Source organism: Pseudomonas sp. L5B5, assembly GCF_020520285.1.
Lineage (GTDB): Bacteria > Pseudomonadota > Gammaproteobacteria > Pseudomonadales > Pseudomonadaceae > Aquipseudomonas.
On sequence record NZ_CP084742.1, the window covers coordinates 353,758 to 372,547 of the forward strand.

Sequence of the window (18,790 nt, forward strand, 5' to 3'; positions counted from 1 at the left end):
GAGCCCGGGGCAAGGCCACCGGGGCCTTGCCTGTCACCGGCTCAGAAGCGCGTCTGTAGCGCCACCTCGAAGGTTCGCGGCTGGCCCAGGTAATACGCCGGCGACACATGGGCGAACTGGCCATAGACCTCGTTGGTCAGGTTGCGCACCCGGCCGGTCACCGTAGTGTGACTGTCGACCTTGTAGCGCAGGAAACTGCCGTACAGGGTGTAGGCCGGCATCCGCAGGGTGTTGGCGTTGTCGGCGTACACCGAGGCCACGTAGCGTGCATCGACCCCGGTCTGCCAGCTGGGCGACAGGTCGTAGGTCAGCCACAGGTTGGCCAGCTTGTCCGGCACGTTGGTCGGGGTGTTGCCCTTGCGCGAGACCACCGCGCCGCTGGCGATCTTCTCGTTGAACTCATCGTACTCGGCATCCACCCAGGCCACATTGGCTTGCGCCAGCAGCTTGGGGGTGATGTGCAGGGAGCTGGCCAGTTCGATGCCTTTTGACGTCTGCTGGCCCACCGGGATGCTGTTGGTCGGGTCCAGGGGATCGGTCACGGCAAAGTCCTTGCGCTCGATGCGATAGGCGGCGACGGTCGCCGAGCCACGGCCCTCCAGGTAATCGAACTTGCTCCCCACTTCCCATTGCTTGCCCGTGGACACCTCGAAGTTTTGGGTGCCGCTGGGCTGCTCGGCAGCGGTGCTGTATTGCACGTAGACATTGGCACTGGGCAGGAACTGCCAGGTCAGCCCCAGGCGCCCGGTGACCGGCTCCCAGCTGCGCTTGAGGTGCCGCGGGTTGCTGGCCGTGATCGTCCGGTGGTTGGTCACGTCCAGGTCGATCGCGTCGTAGCGCAGGCCGCTGAGCAGGGACAGTTCGTCGGTCAGGGCCAGGCGGTTCTCGACGAACAGGGCGCGGGTGGTGACCTGGTTGGTCTTGTCCTTGACCCAGCTCTGACGGGTGTCCTTCAGGTCATAGAAGTGTCCCGGCTGGAAATTGCCCGGGGCCACGCTGTTGTTGGCCGGCACGTTCCACGGTGAGCTGGTGGTGCTGTTGACCTTGTACTCGAAGCCTGCGGCCCAGGTGGTGTCCAGGCCCAGCCATTGGTCGTCGTGGCGCAGCTCGAACTGGTTGCCGTCCTGCTGGCCCTGGTGCCGTACCAGGTAGGCGGTGGAGCGGTTCACCCGGCTGTTGTCGGCGTTGTACTGGTAGGTCTCCAGGTTGCGATAGTCGCGCTGGCTGTCCAGGTGGTAGAGGGTGTTGCGCAGGCTGGTGCTGTCATTGATCCGGTAGTCGATGATCGAGCGCAGCCACACGGTGCGCTGCTCATACAGACCATCGGCGACGTTGTAGTTGGCGGAGCGGTTGTGCTTGTCGATCTTCAGCTCGCCGGCCTTGGGATTGAGCACCGGCGTACCCCAGTAGGGGCTGTCCTCGTGCTCGTCCTGGTACTCCACGGCCAGGGTATGGGACAGGTCCGGAGTCAGGTCGCTGAGCAGCGAGAACGCCAGGCTCCAGGCATCCCGCTCCTGGCGATCGATGTAGCCGTTGCTGGTGTTGTGGCTGACGTCGAAGCGCGCGTAGTGCTGCACGTCGGCGCCGGCCGGGCTGAGGGCGTGGTTGACCCCGAAGGCGGTCTGGGTGGTGTCGAAGCTGCCATAGCCGAGCAAGCCCTCGGCGGCCTGTTCACGCCGCTCCGCAAGCTTGGTCACATAGTTCAGCGAGCCGCCCACCGAGCCTGCGCCATTGATCAGCGACGAGGGGCCGCCCACCAGTTCCACCCGGTCGTAGATCCAGGCATCCACTGGGCGGGCCAGGCCGGTGGCGACATTGATGCCGTTGAACATCTGGGTGATCTGGCTGCTGGTGAATCCGCGATAGGAGATGAACCCGCCGAACCCCGGAGGAGCGCTGGCATTGATCCCGGGCAGGGCATTGGCAGCGTCCTGGAAGGTACGATCGCCCCGGCGTTCGATGTCCTGGCGGGTGCTCACCGCCACCGAGGCTGGAGTCTCGCGCAGGCTCAGGCCCAGGCGCGAGGCCATGCCGCTGGATTGGTCCAGGGACAGGCCGGGTTCGGCGTCGGATTGTTCGGCACCGATGGTGGTCGGGGCCAGTTGCAGCCCCGGCTGGGCCCAGGCGCTGGCAGACAGGCAGGCCAACAGGCTCGCCAGAAAAGGAAGGTGTTTCATGGAAAATCCTGAATTCTTGACTAAGAAAAGGCCCACGGGTACGCGCCACGCACGGGGCGCGGTGGGCGGATCGGGTACGGGCAGAAATCAGGCGAAGGGCGGTGCCCGGGGATGGGCGGTGGGCCAGCACTGCTGGGCTGGAAGATCGAAGCGGGTCGGGCTCGCCAGCGGGGGAGCCTGGGGCTGCGGCAAGAATGCCAGGTCGAGGCTGGAGTTCAGCGCCGGGCCCATGCCGCCGGTGGAGCACAAGGGGCACCCGAAGGCCTTGGCCAGGGTCGGCAACGAGTCCTGGTCGCTGGGGGCCTGCACGGGGGCCTGTGTGGCCGGGTCGACGCTACAGAACTGCCCGCCGATGCCGTTGAGCTGCATGCCGAGCATCTGGCCATGGCCGATGCTGCAGGCGAACACGTTGAACAGGACGCAGCAATACAGCATCCAGGCAACGAGCGAGCGATCGGAACGGGCAAATTTCATGGGCCGGCACTTTAGCATTCAAGGCGACGAACGTACTTACAAAAACGCGCAATCGGGTCCATTCTTCAGCGAAATTTTTCAGGGACGTCCAACATGACTCATCTGCTTGCACAGGGAGTAGTCGGCACTTTCTTGTCGATCAGTCTTTTGCATCTGTACTGGGCCGCTGGCGGTAAACGCGGCAGCGATGCAGTGATTCCACGGGTGCCGGGGCCGGTGCCCGGGCAGAGCCGGCCGGCCTTCCAGATACCCACCCTGGTGACTCTGCTGGTGTCGCTGGCTCTGCTGCTGGTGGCACTGCTGGTATGCCTGCGGGTCGGCCTTTACCTGCCGAGCGTCAGCCATCCGGCGCTGCAGTGGGTCATCAGCGCCATCGCCTTGCTGATGTTCGCCCGGGCCATCGGCGATTCGGAACTGATGGGGTTCTTCAAGCAGGAGCGTGGCTCGCGCTTCGCCCGGCTCGACACGCTGTTCTATTGCCCGCTGTGCCTGGTACTGGGGACAGGGCTGCTGGTGCTGGCCTGGGTTTGAATCGTGGTGCAACGCGGGCCCCGGGCCCGCGTCCGCCTAGTTGCCGACTTCGTTGCGCTTGCTGCTGATTTCCGCCGGCACGTCGTCGCCGGCCATGCGCTTGCGGAACAACGCCGCACGGGCCAGCAGCAAGGTGGTGACCGGTACGGTGATCGACAGCAGGATCGGGATCAGCCAGGCATGCAGCACCGGCCCCGACTTGAGTGACGAGAAGTACAGGATCGAGGCCAGGGCCACGCTCCATGAGCCCAGGGTCGAGGCCAGGGCCGGGGGGTGCATGCGCTGGAAATAGCTCTTCATGCGCAGGATGCCCACTGCGCCGATCAGCGCGAACAGGCTGCTGACCAGCAACAGCAGGGCCACCAGGATTTCCACCCACAGGGGCAGTTGTTGCAGCTCGTTCATTCGATCACCTCGCCGCGCAGGAGGAATTTGGCCAGGGCGAAGGAGCCGACGAAACCGAACAGGGCAATCAGCAACGCCGCCTCGAAGTAGGTGTCGCTGGAATAGCGGATGCCCAGCACCAGCATCATCAGCATCGCCAGGATGTACAGGTAGTCCAGCGCCAGGACCCGGTCCTGGGCCGAGGGACCCTTGAACAGGCGCACCAGGGTCAGGACCATGGCCAGGGAAAAGATGAACAGGCTCAGCAGGATCGCGTTGTCCAACAGGATGCTCATTCGAAAATCTCCATCAACGGACGCTCGTAGGTCGTCTTGAAGTGCCGGATGAATTGCGCCTCATCCTCCAGATCGAACACGTGCAGCAAGAGGATGCTGCGATCCAGCGACAGCTCGGACCAGACCGTGCCCGGCACTACGGTGGTGATGGTGGAGAGCGCCGCCAGGCCGTTGGCATCGCGCAGGTCCAGGGGCACCTTGACGAAGGCCGAGCGCACCGGGCGCCGGCCATTGTTGAGCACGCCCCAGGCCACCAGCAGGTTCGACACCAGCACATCGCGACCCACCAGCAGGAACAGGCGCAGGATGGTCCAGGGACGGCGGATGCGGATCGGTTGCGGACGCAGCGGGCGCATCAGCAGCGGTGCGAGAAACCCCAGTACGGCACCCAGCAGCAGGTTGCCCGGGCTGACCGACAGGTTCAGCAGCAACCACAGCAGCCACAGGGCCAGGGACAGGAAGGGGGAGGGGAACAGGCGCTTCATGGTTGCCCCTCCACCGACAGAGCGGCCTTGGATTCGGGGCTGAGTATCGTACGGGTGCCCAGTACCGCCATCACATAGTGCTCGGGATGGTTGAGGTTGTCGGCAGTGTCCTGGGTGAAGCGCAGCAGCGGTTCGGCCTTGATGCTCAGCAGTACGCACAACCCCAGCAGAGCCACGATGGGCACGCACTCCAGGCGCCGCAGCAGCGGTGAGGGGCGCTCCTCGGGTGTCCAGAAACGGCGGATGCCCAGGCGGGCGAAAGCGATCAGCGAGGCCAGGCCGGACAGGATCAACAGTGCGAGGAAGCACCAGCCCGCCACCGGGATCCGGATCTCGGGGCTGCTCCCCAGGCCCTGGGGATTGAGCAGCGCGGCGATCAGGTTGAGCTTGCCGATGAACCCCGACAGCGGTGGCATGCCGATGATCAGCAGGGCGCAGGCGATGAAGCTCAGGCCAAGGAAGGCCATGGTCCAGGGAATCACCTGGCCGACCACCACCTGCTGTTCATCGTCCAGGTTGCTGCCCCGTGGCGGTGATGCCCCAAGGGGCTGCGGCAGGATCTCGCCTTCGTCCTCCAGGGGCGCCTCGGTGGCCGAGCGTGAGCGCTCGATCAGGTCGGCCAGCAGGAACAGCGCGCACATGGCCAGGGTCGAGCTGAACAGGTAGAACAGCGCCGCCCCGGTCAGGGCCGGCTGGGCGAAGCCGATCACCGACAGCAGGATGCCCGCCGAGACCAGGATGCTCAGGCTGGCCATGCGCTCCAGGCGTTGCGCGGCGAGGATCCCCAGGGCCGCGCAGAAGATCGTCGCCAGGCCGCCGTACACCAGCCACTGGCTGCCGAAATAGGCCGAGGCGCCGGCCTGGCCCGAGAACAGCAGGGTCCACAGGCGCAGTACGGTATAGATCCCGACCTTGGTCATGATGGCGAACAAGGCCGCCACCGGGGCACTGGCCGAGGAATAGGCCGGCACCAGCCAGAAGTTCAGCGGCCACATCCCGGCCTTGGCCAGGAAGGCGATGGCCAGGATCGCCGTGCCTGCGTGCAGCAGGCCACGGTCGGCCTCGGGCACCAGCGGGATCTTCATCGCCAGGTCGGCCATGTTCAGGGTGCCGGTGACCCCGTAGATCATCGCCGTGCCGATCAGGAACAGCGACGAGGCCAGCAGGTTGATGGTGATGTAGTGCAGCCCCGAGGACACCCGCGCGCGCCCCGAGCCATGCAGCATCAGGCCGTAGGAGGCCGCCAGCAGCACTTCGAAGAACACGAACAGGTTGAACAGGTCGGCCGTGAGGAACGCGCCGTACAGGCCCATCAACTGGATCTGGAACAGGGCGTGGAAGCTGGCGCCGGCGGCGCCCCAGCGAGCCATGGCGAACAGCAGCGCGCTGACCCCGATGATCCCGGTCAGCACCAGCATCAGTGCCGACAGGCGATCGACCACCAGCACGATGCCGAACGGCACCTGCCAGTTGCTGGGCAAGTACACGCCGAAGGAACCGGTGGCCCCTTCGGCCTGGGTCCAGTACAGAAGATACAGCGCCAGCGCCAGGCCCAGCAGGCTGGAGAACAGGTTGATCCGCGCCTTGAGCGGGCGGTGCCGTTCCCCCAGCAGCAGGAGCAGGGCCGCGGTCAGCAGCGGCAGCAGGATCGGTGCAACGATCAGGTGTGACAACAGGTTCATTCCTTGGGCTCCCGACCGTCGACATGGTCAGTGCCGGTCAGGCCCCGAGAGGCCAGGAGCACCACCAGGAACAGCGCGGTCATGGCGAAGCTGATGACGATGGCCGTGAGCACCAGCGCCTGGGGTAGCGGATCGGTGTAGTGCAGCAGGTCCTGGGGCACACCGTCCTTGACGATCGGCTCCTTGCCGATGAACAGGCTGCCCATGCTGAAGATGAACAGGTTGACGGCGTAGGACAGCAGGCACAGGCCCATCACCACCTGGAAGGTCCGGGGGCGCAGCACCAGCCACACCCCCGAGGCAGCGAGGACGCCAATGGCGATTGCGATGACTTCTTCCATCAGGCAGCTCCGCTCTTGATCAGGGATTTGGACTGGCTGGCAGGCTTGTGGGCCCGCACCGACTGGTGCGCCAGGGCGGTGAGGATCAACAACGTCGCACCAACCACCACCGCGTACACGCCGATATCGAAGAACAGCGCGCTGGCAATATGGATATCACCGAACAGCGGCAGGTCCAGGTGCAGGGTGTGGGTGGTCAGGAACGGGTAGCCCCAGGCCAGGGCGCCGAGGCCGGTGGCCAGGGCGAACAGCAGGCCGGTGCCCATCCAGCGCAGTGGTCGCAGGCTCATCTGCGCCTCCACCCATTGGGTGCCGGCCACCATGTACTGGAGGATGAAGGCCACCGACATCACCAGCCCGGCGACAAAACCGCCGCCCGGCAAGTTGTGCCCGCGCATGAACAGGTAGAAGGACACCACCAGGGCGATCGGCAGCAGCAGGCGCACCAGTACAGCGGGCACCATCATGAAGCCCAAGGCGGTGTCGCTGGCCTGTCGCGGGTTGACCAGGTCAGTGACCACGTCCGGTGCCAGCAGGCGCTGCTGGGCCGGCAACTGCATGCTTTCCTTGGGAGGGCGGAAGCGGCGCAGCAGGGCGAACACAGTTAGCGCCACCGCCACCAGCACGGTGATCTCGCCCAGGGTGTCGAAGCTGCGAAAGTCCACCAATGTCACGTTGACCACATTGGTGCCGCCGCCTTCGGGCAGGGCGCGGCTGAGGTAGAACGAGGAAATGTCGTTGGGGGTCGGTCGGGTCAGCATGGCGTAGGACAGCACGGCCATGCCCAGGCCCACGGCGATCGACAGGCTCAGGTCGCGCAGGCGGCGGATCCGCGCCTTGGGCACGCTGCTGGGCAACGGCGAGACGTCCTCGATCCGCCGTGGCAGCCAGCGCAGGCCCAGCAGGATCAGCACCGTGGTCACCACCTCCACCACCAGTTGGGTCAGGGCCAGGTCCGGGGCGGAGAACCAGACGAAGGTCACGCAGGTCATCAGCCCGCACACGCTGACCATGGTCAGGGCGGCCAGGCGATGGTACTTGGCCTGCCAGGCGGCGCCCAGGGCGCAGGCGATGGCCAGCAGCCAGAAGGTGACGAAGACGATGGAGCCGGGGATCTTCGGCCGGTCGCCCCAGGTCAGGTGGCTGTAGAGCATCGGGATCAGCCCGGCGATCACCGCTGCCAGCACCAGCAGGAACAGCTGGGTCTGCAGGCGCCGGGTGCTCAGTCGACGCTCCAGGCTGCGTGCCTGGCGAGTCAGGGCGACCAGGCAGCGCTCGAACAGGCGCTTGCCGTTGAAACGGCCCACGCCCGGCGGGTAGGCGAAGCGGCCACGCACCAGTGGCTTGCGCAGCAACAGGTAGAGGACGATGCCACAGGACATGGCGATCAGGCTCATGATCATCGGTGCGTTGAGGCCGTGCCAGATCGCCAGGCTGTATTCGGGCAGGGTCCCGCCTACCACCGGCAGTGCCGCGGCGGCCAGCAGCGGCCCGATGATCTGGGCCGGGAAGATCCCCACCAGCAGGCAGGTGAATACCAGCAGTTCCACCGGTGCCCGCATCCAGCGTGGCGGCTCGTGGGGCGTGTGGGGCAGGTCGGTGGCCGGCTTGCCGAAGAACACATCGACGGTGAAGCGCAGGGCATAGGCGACGCTGAAGGTCCCGGCGATGGTGGCGATTACGGGCAGGGCGATCTCGACCCAGGCGCTGGAATTGATGAACACCGTCTCGGCGAAGAACATTTCCTTGGACAGGAACCCGTTGAGCAGCGGCACTCCGGCCATGGAGGCACTGGCCACCATGGCCAGGGTCGCGGTATAGGGCATCAGCTTGATCAGGCCGTTGAGCTTGCGGATGTCGCGACTGCCGCTTTCGTGGTCGATGATGCCGGCGGCCATGAACAGCGAGGCCTTGAAGGTGGCGTGGTTGAGGATGTGGAACACGGCGGCCACGGCCGCCAGTGGGCTGTTCAAACCCAGCAGCAGGGTGATCAGGCCAAGGTGGCTGATGGTGGAGTAGGCCAGCAGGCCCTTGAGGTCGTTCTGGAACATGGCGCAATAGGCGCCCAGCACCAGGGTACAGGCCCCGGCGCCGCCGACGATCCAGAACCACTCTTCACTGCCCGACAACGACGGCCACAGGCGAGCCAGGAGAAACACCCCGGCCTTGACCATGGTCGCCGAGTGCAGGTAGGCCGAGACCGGTGTCGGCGCGGCCATGGCGTGGGGAAGCCAGAAGTGGAAGGGGAATTGTGCGCTCTTGCTCAATGCACCGAGCAGGATCAGGGGAAGCAGGACAGGGTAGAGAGCGTGGGCCCTGATCTGGTCGCCGGCAGCCAGTACCTGGTCCAGGTCATAGCTGCCCACCACATGGCCGAGGAGCATGACCCCCGCCAGCAGGCATAATCCTCCGGCACCGGTGACCATCAGCGCCATGTAGGCGCCACGGCGGGCATCGGAGCGGTGGTGCCAGTAGCCGATCAGCAGGAACGAGAAGAGGCTGGTCAGCTCCCAGAAGAACACGATCTGGATCAGGTTGCCGGAAATCACCAGGCCCAGCATGGCGCCCATGAAGGCCAGGAAGAAGGCGAAAAAGCGCGGCACCGGGTCCTGGGGCGACATGTAGTAACGGGCGTAGAGCGCTACCAGGCTGCCGATGCCCAGCACCAGCAGGGAAAACAGCCAGGCGAAACCGTCCAGGCGCAACACGAAGTTCAGCCCCAGGCTTGGCAACCAGGCGTATTCCTCGCGAATCACGCCGCCATCGGCGATCTGCGGATACAGCAGGGCCACCTGGAGGGTGCCGACAAGGGCGACCAGGCCGGCCAGCAAGGATTCAGTGTTGCGTGCGTTGTGCGGCAACAGGGCCGCCAGACAGCTGCCCATGAATGGCAGAAGCAGTAGAACTATCAGGGACATAGGCTTCTAATCTGCGGAAAAGTATGACGCATAATACGTGCCAGGCCCTGGATCACCAACCGCCAAGCGCGGCCAGGCAGCCATCAGAAATGTTACATGTGCTTTCAAAGGTAGGAGACAAATGCCCGCTTCGCCCGTTCGTTGGGCGATGCCCGGGGGTTTATCCTGCACAGATTTTTTCGGACAAGGATCGACACCGATGCATACCCCCCCAACCAGAACCCGAGGCCGATTTCTGCGGCGCGCCTGTCTTGCCTTGCTGTTCATGTGCCTGGGCGCCGTACTGGGGATTGCCCTGGAGCGCCTGTACCCCAAGGCCCAGGACATGATCAGCACCCGCAAGGCCCTGGTCATCGATGGGCCCATGGGCGATGACCAGGCCTACCTGTTGCCGCCCGGCACGGTGCTGTACTACGACGCGGCGATGCCGGAGGGGCATGTCCGATATCGGGCCTATTTCTATTACAGGGGCATGCCGGACGGTGATCCGGTGCCGCTCGAACCCAAGCACCGAGGTTCGCTGATCGCCCCGACCTGGCTTTCCAGCCCCGAACCCGACGAGCCCGCCCTGTAGTCAGCCGGTGTCAGGACTGTGTCGGCTCGCCGCTCAAGGGGGCTGCTGGCCTGTCCGCCGACTTGCCCCTGATCTTCAGCTCGCTGACGATCACTGCCAGCACGATCATCGCGCCGCCCAGCAATGCCAGGGCCGGCAGCCGCTCTCCGGCAATGCGCCCGATGATCCCGGCCCACACCGGTTCCCCGGCATAGATCAGGGTGGCGCGGGTTGGCGAGACGCTCTTCTGCGCCCAGTTCATCGCCAGCTGGATCACCGCGCTGGAAGCTCCGAGGCCCAGGGCGCTGGCCAGCAGCAACCAGGAGAAACCCGGCAACGCCTCTGCGGTCGGCACCACCATGGCAAAGGCCAGGACCGAGGTCACAACCAATTGCACCACCGTGACTCGGCGTACATCCACGCGGCCGGCGAAGCTGCTGATGAGAATGATCTCCGCCGCGATCGCCACGGTACTGATCAGGGTCGCGATCTCGCCAGGGCTGAAATCCAGGGAGGCACCGGTGGGCCCGGACAGCAGCATCAGCCCGGTGAAGGCCAGCATAATGCCCAGGCTGGGCAGCAAGCCCGGGCGCTTGCCCATGAACAGCCATTGCAGCAGGGGCACAAAGGGCACGTACAAGGCTGTGATGAAGGCCGACTGGCTGCTGGGAATGGTTTGCAGGCCCACGGTCTGCAAGCCATAGCCAAGCATGATGGCGAATCCGATGAAGCTGCCGGCGCGCAACTCGAACAGGGTCAGTCCACGCAAGCGTGACCAGGAAAACAGCGCGACGATGCCCGCCGCCGCCGCGAAACGCAGGCCGACGAAAAACATCGGGCCGCTGACGCTCATGGCCTGTTGCACCAGCAGGAAGGTGGCGCCCCAGATCATGGTGATCAGTACCAGTACGATTTCGGCCTTGCTGAGTTTGAAAGAAAAAGCGTTGGAGGCCTTGGAGGTCATTCTTGCGCGCTACCTGAAGGGAGACGCACAATGCGCCGAAATGTGGGCAGTATACTGCGCAGCCCGGCAAGTGAGTGAGCACAGTGCACAAGGAAAACGGTCAGCGGGCTTCGGTCCTGCAACACGTCAGTCTCAATGTCCGCCGCCTGCGCCATGCCGCGGGCTTGAGCCAGAGCGCCCTGGCGCAGAAGTCCACAGTCAGCCGGCGGATGCTGGTGGCCATCGAGGCGGGGGAGAAGAACGTCAGCCTTGGCACCCTGGACCGAGTCGCCGAAGCCCTGGGCGTGGCCTTCAGCGACCTGATCCAGGCCCCGGATTCCCGGGACTCCAGCCGCATCAACGAACTCGCCTGGGCGGGTGTCATCCCCGGCAGCAAGGCGCTGCTGCTGGCGAAGGCCGAGGCCAGTCGTGAAGTGGAACTGTGGGAATGGCACCTGGAACCGGGCGAGGAGTACCGTTCCGAGTGCGATGCCCCGGGCTGGAGCGAGCAGTTGTACGTCTTCGAGGGCTGCCTGACGGTGTTCTTCGGCGACACCGAGCGGCGCCTGGAGAGCGGAGACTTCTTGATGTTCGCAAGCCACGTGCCCCACGGTTATCGCAACGATGGCCCGGGGCCCACGCGTTTCGTGCGCAACGTGGTGATCTGACGCCGGCCTGCCTCGCCGCCAACTGTCCGCCTGCCAACAGTGGTTGCACAGTTTGCCTGCTTTCAAGGGCGTCGCTTTGCTGTTTGTTTTCGCAACTCATTGAAAATGAACATGTTCAATCCGGGCATGACTCCTGCAATGGTCCTGGCAGCAAGCACCCGACGGGTGCCGACCTTGACCTTCAGGAAGCGGAACCGGCCCATGACAGCCCCAGCCCAACCCCCTCGCAGTGCCCATATCATCCGCAGCGATGCCGAGGCCATCAGCATCGCCCGGGATCTGGCCCGGCGTTTCGCCGTGGACGCGGCAGTACGTGACCGTGAGCGGCGCCTGCCGCTGGCGGAACTGGATGAATTTTCTGCCAGTGGCCTGTGGGGGATCACCATTCCCCGGGAGTACGGCGGTGCCGGGGTGTCCTATGTGACCCTGGTGGAGGTGATCAAGCTGATCTCTGCGGCTGACCCCTCCCTGGGCCAGTTGCCGCAGAACCACCTGGGGGTGGTGGACATCCTGTTGCAGACCGGCAGCGAGGAGCAGAAGCATCACTACTTCGCCAAGGTGCTGCGGGGCTACCGCTTCGGCAATGCGTTTTCCGAGGCCGGCAGCAAGCATGTCGGTGCGTTCCAGAGCCAGATTCGCTTCGACGGCGATCAGGCGCGGATCGACGGCCAGAAGTTCTACTGCACCGGGGCGCTGTTTGCCCATATCGTCCCGGCAGTGGCGGTGGACGAGCACCACCAGGCCCATATCGCTTTCATCGAGCGCGACAACCCCGGGTTGACGGTGATCGACAGCTGGGATGGCTTTGGCCAGCGCACCACCGCCAGTGGCGGGGTCAGCCTCGAGGCGGTACGGGTGCCGCGCAGCGCGGTGATCCCGGCCCATCGGGCCTTCGACCAGCCCACCGCCGACGGTCCGATTTCCCAGGTGATCCAGGCCGCGGTGGACACCGGCATCGCCGTCGCCGCCCTGGAAGACGCCAAGCATCATGCCCGGCAGTCCCGGCCCTGGATCGATAGTGGCCTGGACCACGGCTGGCAGGACCCCTACACCCTGGCTGCGATTGGCGACCTGGAATGGCAGGTGCACGCTGCCGAGGAGATCCTCGCTCGCGCCGCCCAGGCCATCGACCAGGCCCTGGTCCGGCCGGATGAAGACAGTGTGGCCCAGGCCTCGCTGGTGGTGGCCCAGGCCAAGGTCCTGTCGACGGAAATTGCCTTGCTGGCGGCCAGCAAGCTGTTCGAACTGGCGGGCACTCGTTCGGTGTCGGCCAGGTACAACCTCGACCGCCACTGGCGCAATGCCCGGACCCATACCCTGCATGATCCCGTTCGCTGGAAATACCACCTGATCGGCAATTTCCTGCTCAACGGCGTCAAGCCGGCCCGCCACGCCTGGAACTGAAGGACAGCCCCATGAATGCACTGACCCTACCCGACAGCCCCGAGGATGCCCTGGCCCGCAATGCCGTCCAGGTGCAACGGGCTCGCGAGCTGTTGCAGCAGACCCTGGCGTTCATCCGCCAGCAGGCGCGACCCTGGCCAGGCAGCGGCCTGGAGCGGGCCAGCGACGACCCCTATGTGATCAGCCGTTTTGGCGATCTGCAGATCCGCATCGAAGTCGCCGCCGCCTTGCAGGACCGTGCCCGGCGCCAATTGCACGCAGGCCAGGACCCGGCCGAGATCCGGGTGGCCCTGGCCGAGGCGGCGATTGCCGCCGGTCATGCGCTGCTGGCCGCCGGCAACGCCGAGTTCGAGCTTACCGGCCAGCGCAGTCCGCAACCGTCGACGCTGGATGACCCGCTGCGCTGGAAGTACCGACTGATCGGCAACTACCGGCTCAATGGCGTGCTGCCCGACGATGCCGGGAGTGTGGTGTGATGCCCCGGGAAATCCGCCTCAACGCCTTTGACATGAACTGTGTCGGCCATCAGTCTCCCGGGCTCTGGGCCCATCCCCGCGACCGCTCCTGGCAATACAAGGACCTGGAGTACTGGACCGACCTGGCGAAGATCCTCGAGAAGGGCAAGTTCGATGGCCTGTTCATTGCCGATGTGCTGGGCATCTACGACGTCTATCACGGCAATGGCGAGGCGGCGATCCGCCAGGCCACCCAGGTACCGGTGAACGATCCGTTGCAGCTGATTCCGCCGATGGCCGTGGTCACCGAGCACCTGGGATTCGGCCTCACCGCGTCGCTGTCCTTCGAGCACCCGTATCCCTTCGCCCGGCGCCTGTCCACCCTCGATCACCTGACCAAGGGCCGCGCCGGCTGGAACATCGTCACCTCCTACCTGGAGAGCGGCGCGCGCAACATCGGGCAGCAGGCCCAGACCGAGCACGATGCGCGCTACGACTACGCCGAGGAGTACCTGGAGGTTTGCTACAAGCTCTGGGAGGGCAGTTGGGAGGAGGGCGCGGTCCTGCGTGACCGCGAGCGGCGGATCTTCAGCGACCCGAGCAAGATCCACGAGATCCGCCACGTCGGCAAACACTTCCAGGTCCCGGGCATCCACCTGTGCGAGCCGTCGCCGCAGCGTACCCCGGTGCTCTACCAGGCCGGTGCTTCCAGCCGGGGCAAGCAGTTCGCGGCCGAGCAGGCCGAATGCGTGTTCGTTGCCGCGCCGTCCAAGGTGCTGCTCAAGAAAACCGTGGCCGACATCCGCCGTCGGGCTGCCGAGGCCGGGCGTGATCCGTCCAAGGTGCTGATCTTCAATTTGCAGACGGTGATCCTCGGCGAGACCGACGCGCGGGCCAAGGCCAAGTTCGAGGAATACAAGACCTGGGTCAGCTATGAGGGAGCCATGGCGCTGATTTCCGGGTGGACCGGCATCGACTTCAGTCGGTTCCGCCCCGACGAGCCGCTCCAGCATGTGCACACCAATGCCATCCAGTCGGCGGTGGAGGCGTTTTCCACGGCGGACCCGAACAAGGTCTGGACGCCCCACGAGCTGGCAGACTGGGTCGGCATCGGTGGATTCGGCCCGTTGTTCGTCGGTGGGCCCGAGACGGTGGCCGACCTGCTTCAGGAGTGGGTCGAGGAAACCGACGTGGACGGTTTCAACCTGGCCTATGCCTTGACCCATGAAACCTTTGTCGAAGCGGTGGAACTGTTGGTGCCGGAGTTGCAGAAACGCGGCGCGTACAAGACCGACTACGCCCCGGGCACCCTGCGCGAGAAGCTGTTCGGCGCCGGCCCCCGGTTACCCGAAGGCCATCCGGGCAGCGCCTGGCGCACCCTCGGAGGCCAACGCCAGGTGGTAGCCGCTGCCGAACCTGCGAGGCTGCGACCGGTCGCGCAGCAGCCCTAGTCGTCACCCGTTGCCCGCTGTGCGGTCATGGCCGCCTGCGGTAGCGGTTACACAAGGCAGCCAGGGAGAGGCCATGCACAGGTACGAGTCGCTACGCCATTGGGCCCGGGTGCGGCCGCTGCACAATGCCCTGCGGCACAAGCGCCAGGGCCACTGGTACGGCTGGCGCTGGATCGATGTGCTGCGCGATGTCGAACGCCTGGCCGACAGCCTGCGCCAGCATGGCCTGGACCACCGGTCTCGACTGGTTCTGAGCGGGCCGTTCGAGCCAGACCTGCTGCTCCTGGCCCTGGCGGCTCAAAGCCTTGGGGCCGAGGTGGCGAGCATCGACGATCAGCTGCCGCCCGATGGGTTGCGCCAATGCTTGTGGCGCCTGCGGCCCAGTCATGTACTGGTCGATACTAGCCAGCAGTTGCAGGACTGGTTGGCTGCCAGCGACAACGGTGTGGCCCCGCGTTTGCTGATCGTCCGCCATCCCGGGCTTGGGCCGGTGGGCCTGCGGCGGTCCTGGCTGGCCTTCAGCGAGCTGGCGGGAAGCCGTGGCGGGTCTCGGTGCCATGTCCATTGGTGCCGGCTGGCCAACGCTGTCCAGCTCTGGAGCGAGGAGGGCACGCACTGGCAGGGCGGCCTGGAGGTGCTGCTCGGGCAATGGCTGGGCAGCGGCCACAGCCTGGCCTTTCCCGAGAGCCGCCGTTCGGCTGCCCGCGACCGGCGTCAAGTGGCGCCCAGTGGCCTGCTGTTGTCGCCACCACGCTTGCAGCGCCTGGCAGAGGAGATCGAGGGTTACCTGGCGCCCCGGGACAGCTGGCGCCAGCGGTTGTGGGCGTGGGCGGCCAGCCATCCGCACAGCGCCCGGGCACGGCTTCTTGAACACCCGATGCGGTGGCACCTGGGGTTTGGCCGCCTGCGTTTCGTCTGGCAGCCCGTGCAGTCCCGACGGCCAGCGCCGGCCTGGATCACGCGATTTGAACGCGAGCCCGGGTAGGCGTCCTCGGGCCGTTCAGGCGCCGGCCAGCTGCTACTTTGGTACTGCTCGCTGAACCAGCCCCTGAAGGGCGCCTATCATCCTGGCGGGGGATTCACCTCAGGCCGGGCAAAGCATTAACCTGCTGCCCGGGGACGCCTTCCGCGCCGACCCGGGGCCGTTGCCCCGGGCCAACCTTGACCGCGAGCATTGCATGAACCAGATCCCTACCGGGCAGCCGGGCCCTGCCAACCGCGACGCCGAGATCCTGATCGTCGGCGGCGGCTTGAGTGGTGCCTCGCTGGCTGCACAACTGCTGCGCCTGCCGGGCCAGCGCCGAATCCTGGTGATCGAGCCCCGCGCCGAGCTGGGGCGTGGCGAGGCCTACAGCGCCACCGAACTGGGCCACACGCTCAATGGCAACGCGGCGCGCATGAGCATCGATCCGGACAACGCCGATGACCTGACCCAGTGGCTTGCCGGGCACATTGCCGAGGGGGGCTGGCCCGAATCGCGTCGCCAGCCGGTGCCCATCAGCGAACTGTTCCCGCCCCGGGGGCTGTTCGGGGTCTATGTCCAGCAACGCCTGGCCGAGGCCCGGGCGGCCGGCCTGGATCAGGGCTCGACGCTGGGTCATGTGCAAGCCGAGGTGGTGGACCTGGAAAGCGCCCACGATGGCGTCTTGCTGACCCTGGCCGATGGCCGCCGGCTGCGAGGGGCGGTGGCAGTGTTGGCCACCGGCATGTTTCCCGCCGCCCGTACCCGGCAAACCCAATCCAGTGGCCTCAACGCCGCGGCCCTGGACCCTTGGGACGTAAGCGCGATGGCTCGCCTGGACCCCTTGTCCACGGTGCTGATCATCGGCTCCGGGCTGACCATGGTCGATGCCGTGGTGTCGCTGGAGCAGGCGGGGCATCGAGGTCCCATCGAAGTGTTCTCCCGCCATGGGCTACTGCCTCACGTGCGCCGCCAACCGCCGGCCTGGGTCGATTTCCTGGGCCAGGCCCCGGAGATCCGCAGCCCTCGCCAGTTGCTGCATGCGCTGCGGCGCCAATGCCGTGAGGCTCAGTCCCGGGGCATCGACTGGCAGGCTCCGCTGGATACGGTGCGGGTGCATATTCCTCGGCTGTGGAGCCAGGCCAGCGACCTGCAGCGCCGGCAGTTTGTGCGTCACGTGCGGCCCTGGTGGGAGAGCCATCACCATCGCTCGCCACCCTTGAGCGATGAGCTGGTGCGGCGCCTGCAGGCCCAGGGTCGCCTGCGAATCCACGCCGCCAGCTACCAGGGGCTGGAGCCGGGCATCGATGGACGCCTGGCGATCAGCCTGCGTTATCGCGGCCACTGGGAGACCGCCCGGGTCCAGGGGGATGCGCTGATCAACTCCAGTGGCATCGAGTACGACTGGCGCCGGGTGGATCGGCCCTTGCCTCGGCAACTGCTGGCCCGGGGCCTGGTGCGGCCGGGTCCGCTGGCGCTGGGCATCAGTGCCGATCCGCGTGGTGCGGTGCACGATGCCCAGGGACAGGCTGCCCCGCGGCTGTTTGCCCTGGGCCCGCCGCTGCGTGGCCTGTGGTGGGAAAGCACCGCGGTCACCGACGTCGCCCTGCAGGCCAAGGCCCTGGCCGCATGCCTGGCCGGATTGTCCTTGTAGCCGCTGTCGCGGGCTGCGTGCGGGCGCGCGGCGGTCGCGGCGTTACTCAGGTGGTTGGATGAGGTGATGAAGGCCCTGCGGGCCTTGGCGCAGCCTCGCCCTGGCTCGACAGCGGCTACAGGGTGATCCAGCGCTCCTCCTGGGCGGCCAGGCGGATCGCCGCAGCCAGCCGTTCCACTTCCCAGGCTTCGCGAAAATCGGTGCCGTTCCGGCCCTGGTCACACAGCGCCATGATCAACTCGTGCACTTCCAGGGTCTTGAGCTCGTTGTAGCCCAACTGGTGCCCCGGCGCCGGGCTGAAGGCCGCGTAGCCGGGCAGGGCCGGGCCGGACAACAGGCGCTGGAAACCCTTCTGCCCGACCCGGTACAGGCGCAGTTCGTTGAGGCGTTCCTGGTCGAAAGCCAGGGTGCCAAGGGTGCCGCTGATCTCGACACTCAGGTGGTTCTTGTAGCCGTGCTTGATCCAGCTGCTGCTCACGGTGCCGCGGGCACCATTGGTGAAGCGCAGCAGCGCATGGGCCTGGTCGTCCACGGCGATGGAGCGGCGTTCCTGGCTGCCGGCCTGGATGGGTCGCTGCAGGTGCACGGTCTGGGTATCGGCGCACACCGCCTGTACCGGTCCCATGAGAAAACGCGCCATGGCCAGCAGGTGGCTGCCCAGGTCCGCCAGGGCGCCGCCGGCCTGCTGCGGCTCGCAGCGCCAGGACCAGGGCGAATCGGGGTCGGCCATGAAATCCTCGCTGAATTCGCCCTGGAAACTCACCAGTTGCCCCAGTTCGCCGCTGGTGATCAATTCCCGGGCCATTACGATCAACGGGTTGTGCTGGTAGTTGTAGCCGACCCGTGTGACCACCCCGGCTGCCTGCGCGGCCTGGTACATCTGCCTGGCCTGCTCGACGTTCACGGCCAGGGGTTTTTCGCAATACACCGCCTTGCTCGCCGCCAGGGCGGCCATGGCCATGGGAAAGTGCAGGTGATTGGGGGTGGTGATGGCCACCAGATCAACTCCGGGATCGCTGATCAGCTGTCGCCAGTCGGCGTGGGCCCGGGCGAAACCCCAGGCGCCCGCGCACTGTTCGGCACGCTGGGCATCGGCATCCGCCACGGCTGCCAGGTGCAGGCGCGCCGGCAGTTCGAAGACTGCGCCGACACTGCGAAATGCCAGGGCATGGGCACGCCCCATGAATCCGGTACCGATCAAGCCAATGCCATATTCATCCATAACCGCACCTGCAGAATCATTGTCGTAGGGAAAGTCAGTTATGGAATAAATATTCTCTAATTGCAATTGTCGGAATAAATATTCATTTACTGGGCGGCGCCCTGTAGGAGCGAAGCTTGCTCGCGATGAACCCGAGGACGTCGTGTTCCGTCAGGTAATCCACGTCATCGTTAACGACCATCGCGAGCAAA

General features: G+C 65.9%; 18 protein-coding genes. 8 read left to right on the top strand and 10 right to left on the bottom strand.

Annotated elements, in window-relative coordinates; genetic code table 11:
* Positions 1–41 precede the first annotated feature (41 nt).
* Both LGQ10_RS01565 and LGQ10_RS01570 read right to left on the bottom strand, forming a co-directional pair.
* A complete protein-coding gene (locus LGQ10_RS01565) occupies positions 42–2,177 on the bottom strand; it encodes a TonB-dependent receptor (RefSeq protein WP_226524450.1) in 2,136 nt (711 codons plus the stop codon).
* A gap of 87 nt (positions 2,178–2,264) precedes the next feature.
* Entirely contained in the window at positions 2,265–2,651 is a 387-nt protein-coding gene (locus LGQ10_RS01570; RefSeq protein WP_226524451.1) for a DUF2946 domain-containing protein, read from the bottom strand.
* Positions 2,652–2,744: 93 nt separating this feature from the next.
* On the opposite strand from LGQ10_RS01570, the gene LGQ10_RS01575 reads away from it, so the two are divergent.
* Positions 2,745–3,182: a DUF3995 domain-containing protein gene (locus tag LGQ10_RS01575; RefSeq protein ID WP_058434147.1), complete on the top strand. Its 438-nt coding sequence runs from the start codon at positions 2,745–2,747 to the stop codon at positions 3,180–3,182.
* A gap of 36 nt (positions 3,183–3,218) precedes the next feature.
* Here LGQ10_RS01575 and LGQ10_RS01580 read toward each other — a convergent pair whose 3' ends face one another.
* Genes LGQ10_RS01580 through LGQ10_RS01605 form a run of 6 tightly spaced genes read right to left on the bottom strand, consistent with a single transcriptional unit; the run spans position 3,219 to position 9,288 of the window.
* Positions 3,219–3,587, bottom strand: a complete 369-nt coding sequence (locus LGQ10_RS01580) for a Na+/H+ antiporter subunit G (protein ID WP_058434146.1) — start codon at positions 3,585–3,587, stop codon at positions 3,219–3,221.
* Positions 3,584–3,862: a K+/H+ antiporter subunit F gene (locus LGQ10_RS01585; RefSeq protein WP_058434145.1), complete on the bottom strand. Its 279-nt coding sequence runs from the start codon at positions 3,860–3,862 to the stop codon at positions 3,584–3,586. Before LGQ10_RS01585 ends, LGQ10_RS01580 begins: the two co-directional genes overlap by 4 nt.
* A complete protein-coding gene (locus LGQ10_RS01590) occupies positions 3,859–4,347 on the bottom strand; it encodes a Na+/H+ antiporter subunit E (protein ID WP_058434144.1) in 489 nt (162 codons plus the stop codon). The genes LGQ10_RS01585 and LGQ10_RS01590 overlap by 4 nt, the downstream gene beginning before the upstream one ends.
* Positions 4,344–6,029: a monovalent cation/H+ antiporter subunit D gene (locus LGQ10_RS01595; RefSeq protein WP_226524452.1), complete on the bottom strand. Its 1,686-nt coding sequence runs from the start codon at positions 6,027–6,029 to the stop codon at positions 4,344–4,346. Before LGQ10_RS01595 ends, LGQ10_RS01590 begins: the two co-directional genes overlap by 4 nt.
* Positions 6,026–6,370, bottom strand: coding sequence for a Na+/H+ antiporter subunit C (locus tag LGQ10_RS01600; protein ID WP_011060906.1), 345 nt, complete (start codon positions 6,368–6,370; stop codon positions 6,026–6,028). The genes LGQ10_RS01595 and LGQ10_RS01600 overlap by 4 nt, the downstream gene beginning before the upstream one ends.
* Positions 6,370–9,288 (bottom strand): monovalent cation/H+ antiporter subunit A, encoded by a 2,919-nt coding sequence (locus LGQ10_RS01605; protein ID WP_058434142.1) that lies wholly within the window; start codon positions 9,286–9,288, stop codon positions 6,370–6,372. Before LGQ10_RS01605 ends, LGQ10_RS01600 begins: the two co-directional genes overlap by 1 nt.
* A 199-nt stretch (positions 9,289–9,487) precedes the next feature.
* Here LGQ10_RS01605 and LGQ10_RS01610 point away from each other — a divergent pair, with 199 nt between their 5' ends.
* Positions 9,488–9,862 carry a hypothetical protein gene (locus LGQ10_RS01610; RefSeq protein ID WP_226524453.1) on the top strand — a complete coding sequence of 125 codons (375 nt, stop codon included), beginning with the start codon at positions 9,488–9,490 and terminating at the stop codon, positions 9,860–9,862.
* Between the two features lie 10 nt (positions 9,863–9,872).
* Here the strand turns inward: LGQ10_RS01610 and LGQ10_RS01615 are convergent, their stop codons facing one another.
* Positions 9,873–10,805: a DMT family transporter gene (locus LGQ10_RS01615; RefSeq protein ID WP_226524454.1), complete on the bottom strand. Its 933-nt coding sequence runs from the start codon at positions 10,803–10,805 to the stop codon at positions 9,873–9,875.
* 83 nt (positions 10,806–10,888) lie between these two features.
* Here LGQ10_RS01615 and LGQ10_RS01620 point away from each other — a divergent pair, with 83 nt between their 5' ends.
* The 6 genes from LGQ10_RS01620 (at position 10,889) to LGQ10_RS01645 (ending at position 17,377) form a co-directional block, all read left to right on the top strand.
* Entirely contained in the window at positions 10,889–11,452 is a 564-nt protein-coding gene (locus tag LGQ10_RS01620; RefSeq protein WP_058434139.1) for a helix-turn-helix domain-containing protein, read from the top strand.
* Between the two features lie 201 nt (positions 11,453–11,653).
* Positions 11,654–12,856 (top strand): SfnB family sulfur acquisition oxidoreductase, encoded by a 1,203-nt coding sequence (locus tag LGQ10_RS01625; RefSeq protein WP_226524455.1) that lies wholly within the window; start codon positions 11,654–11,656, stop codon positions 12,854–12,856.
* 11 nt (positions 12,857–12,867) lie between these two features.
* Positions 12,868–13,332 carry an acyl-CoA dehydrogenase gene (locus LGQ10_RS01630; protein ID WP_226524456.1) on the top strand — a complete coding sequence of 155 codons (465 nt, stop codon included), beginning with the start codon at positions 12,868–12,870 and terminating at the stop codon, positions 13,330–13,332.
* Positions 13,332–14,762: an LLM class flavin-dependent oxidoreductase gene (locus LGQ10_RS01635; RefSeq protein ID WP_226524457.1), complete on the top strand. Its 1,431-nt coding sequence runs from the start codon at positions 13,332–13,334 to the stop codon at positions 14,760–14,762. The genes LGQ10_RS01630 and LGQ10_RS01635 overlap by 1 nt, the downstream gene beginning before the upstream one ends.
* 73 nt (positions 14,763–14,835) lie before the next feature.
* Positions 14,836–15,747, top strand: a complete 912-nt coding sequence (locus LGQ10_RS01640; protein ID WP_226524458.1) for an AMP-binding protein — start codon at positions 14,836–14,838, stop codon at positions 15,745–15,747.
* Positions 15,748–15,940: 193 nt separating this feature from the next.
* On the top strand, positions 15,941–17,377 hold the full coding sequence (locus LGQ10_RS01645) for an FAD/NAD(P)-binding protein (RefSeq protein ID WP_226524459.1): 1,437 nt from the start codon (positions 15,941–15,943) through the stop codon (positions 17,375–17,377).
* Between the two features lie 115 nt (positions 17,378–17,492).
* Here the strand turns inward: LGQ10_RS01645 and LGQ10_RS01650 are convergent, their stop codons facing one another.
* Positions 17,493–18,599, bottom strand: a complete 1,107-nt coding sequence (locus LGQ10_RS01650; protein ID WP_226524460.1) for a Gfo/Idh/MocA family protein — start codon at positions 18,597–18,599, stop codon at positions 17,493–17,495.
* Between the last annotated feature and the right edge of the window lie 191 nt (positions 18,600–18,790).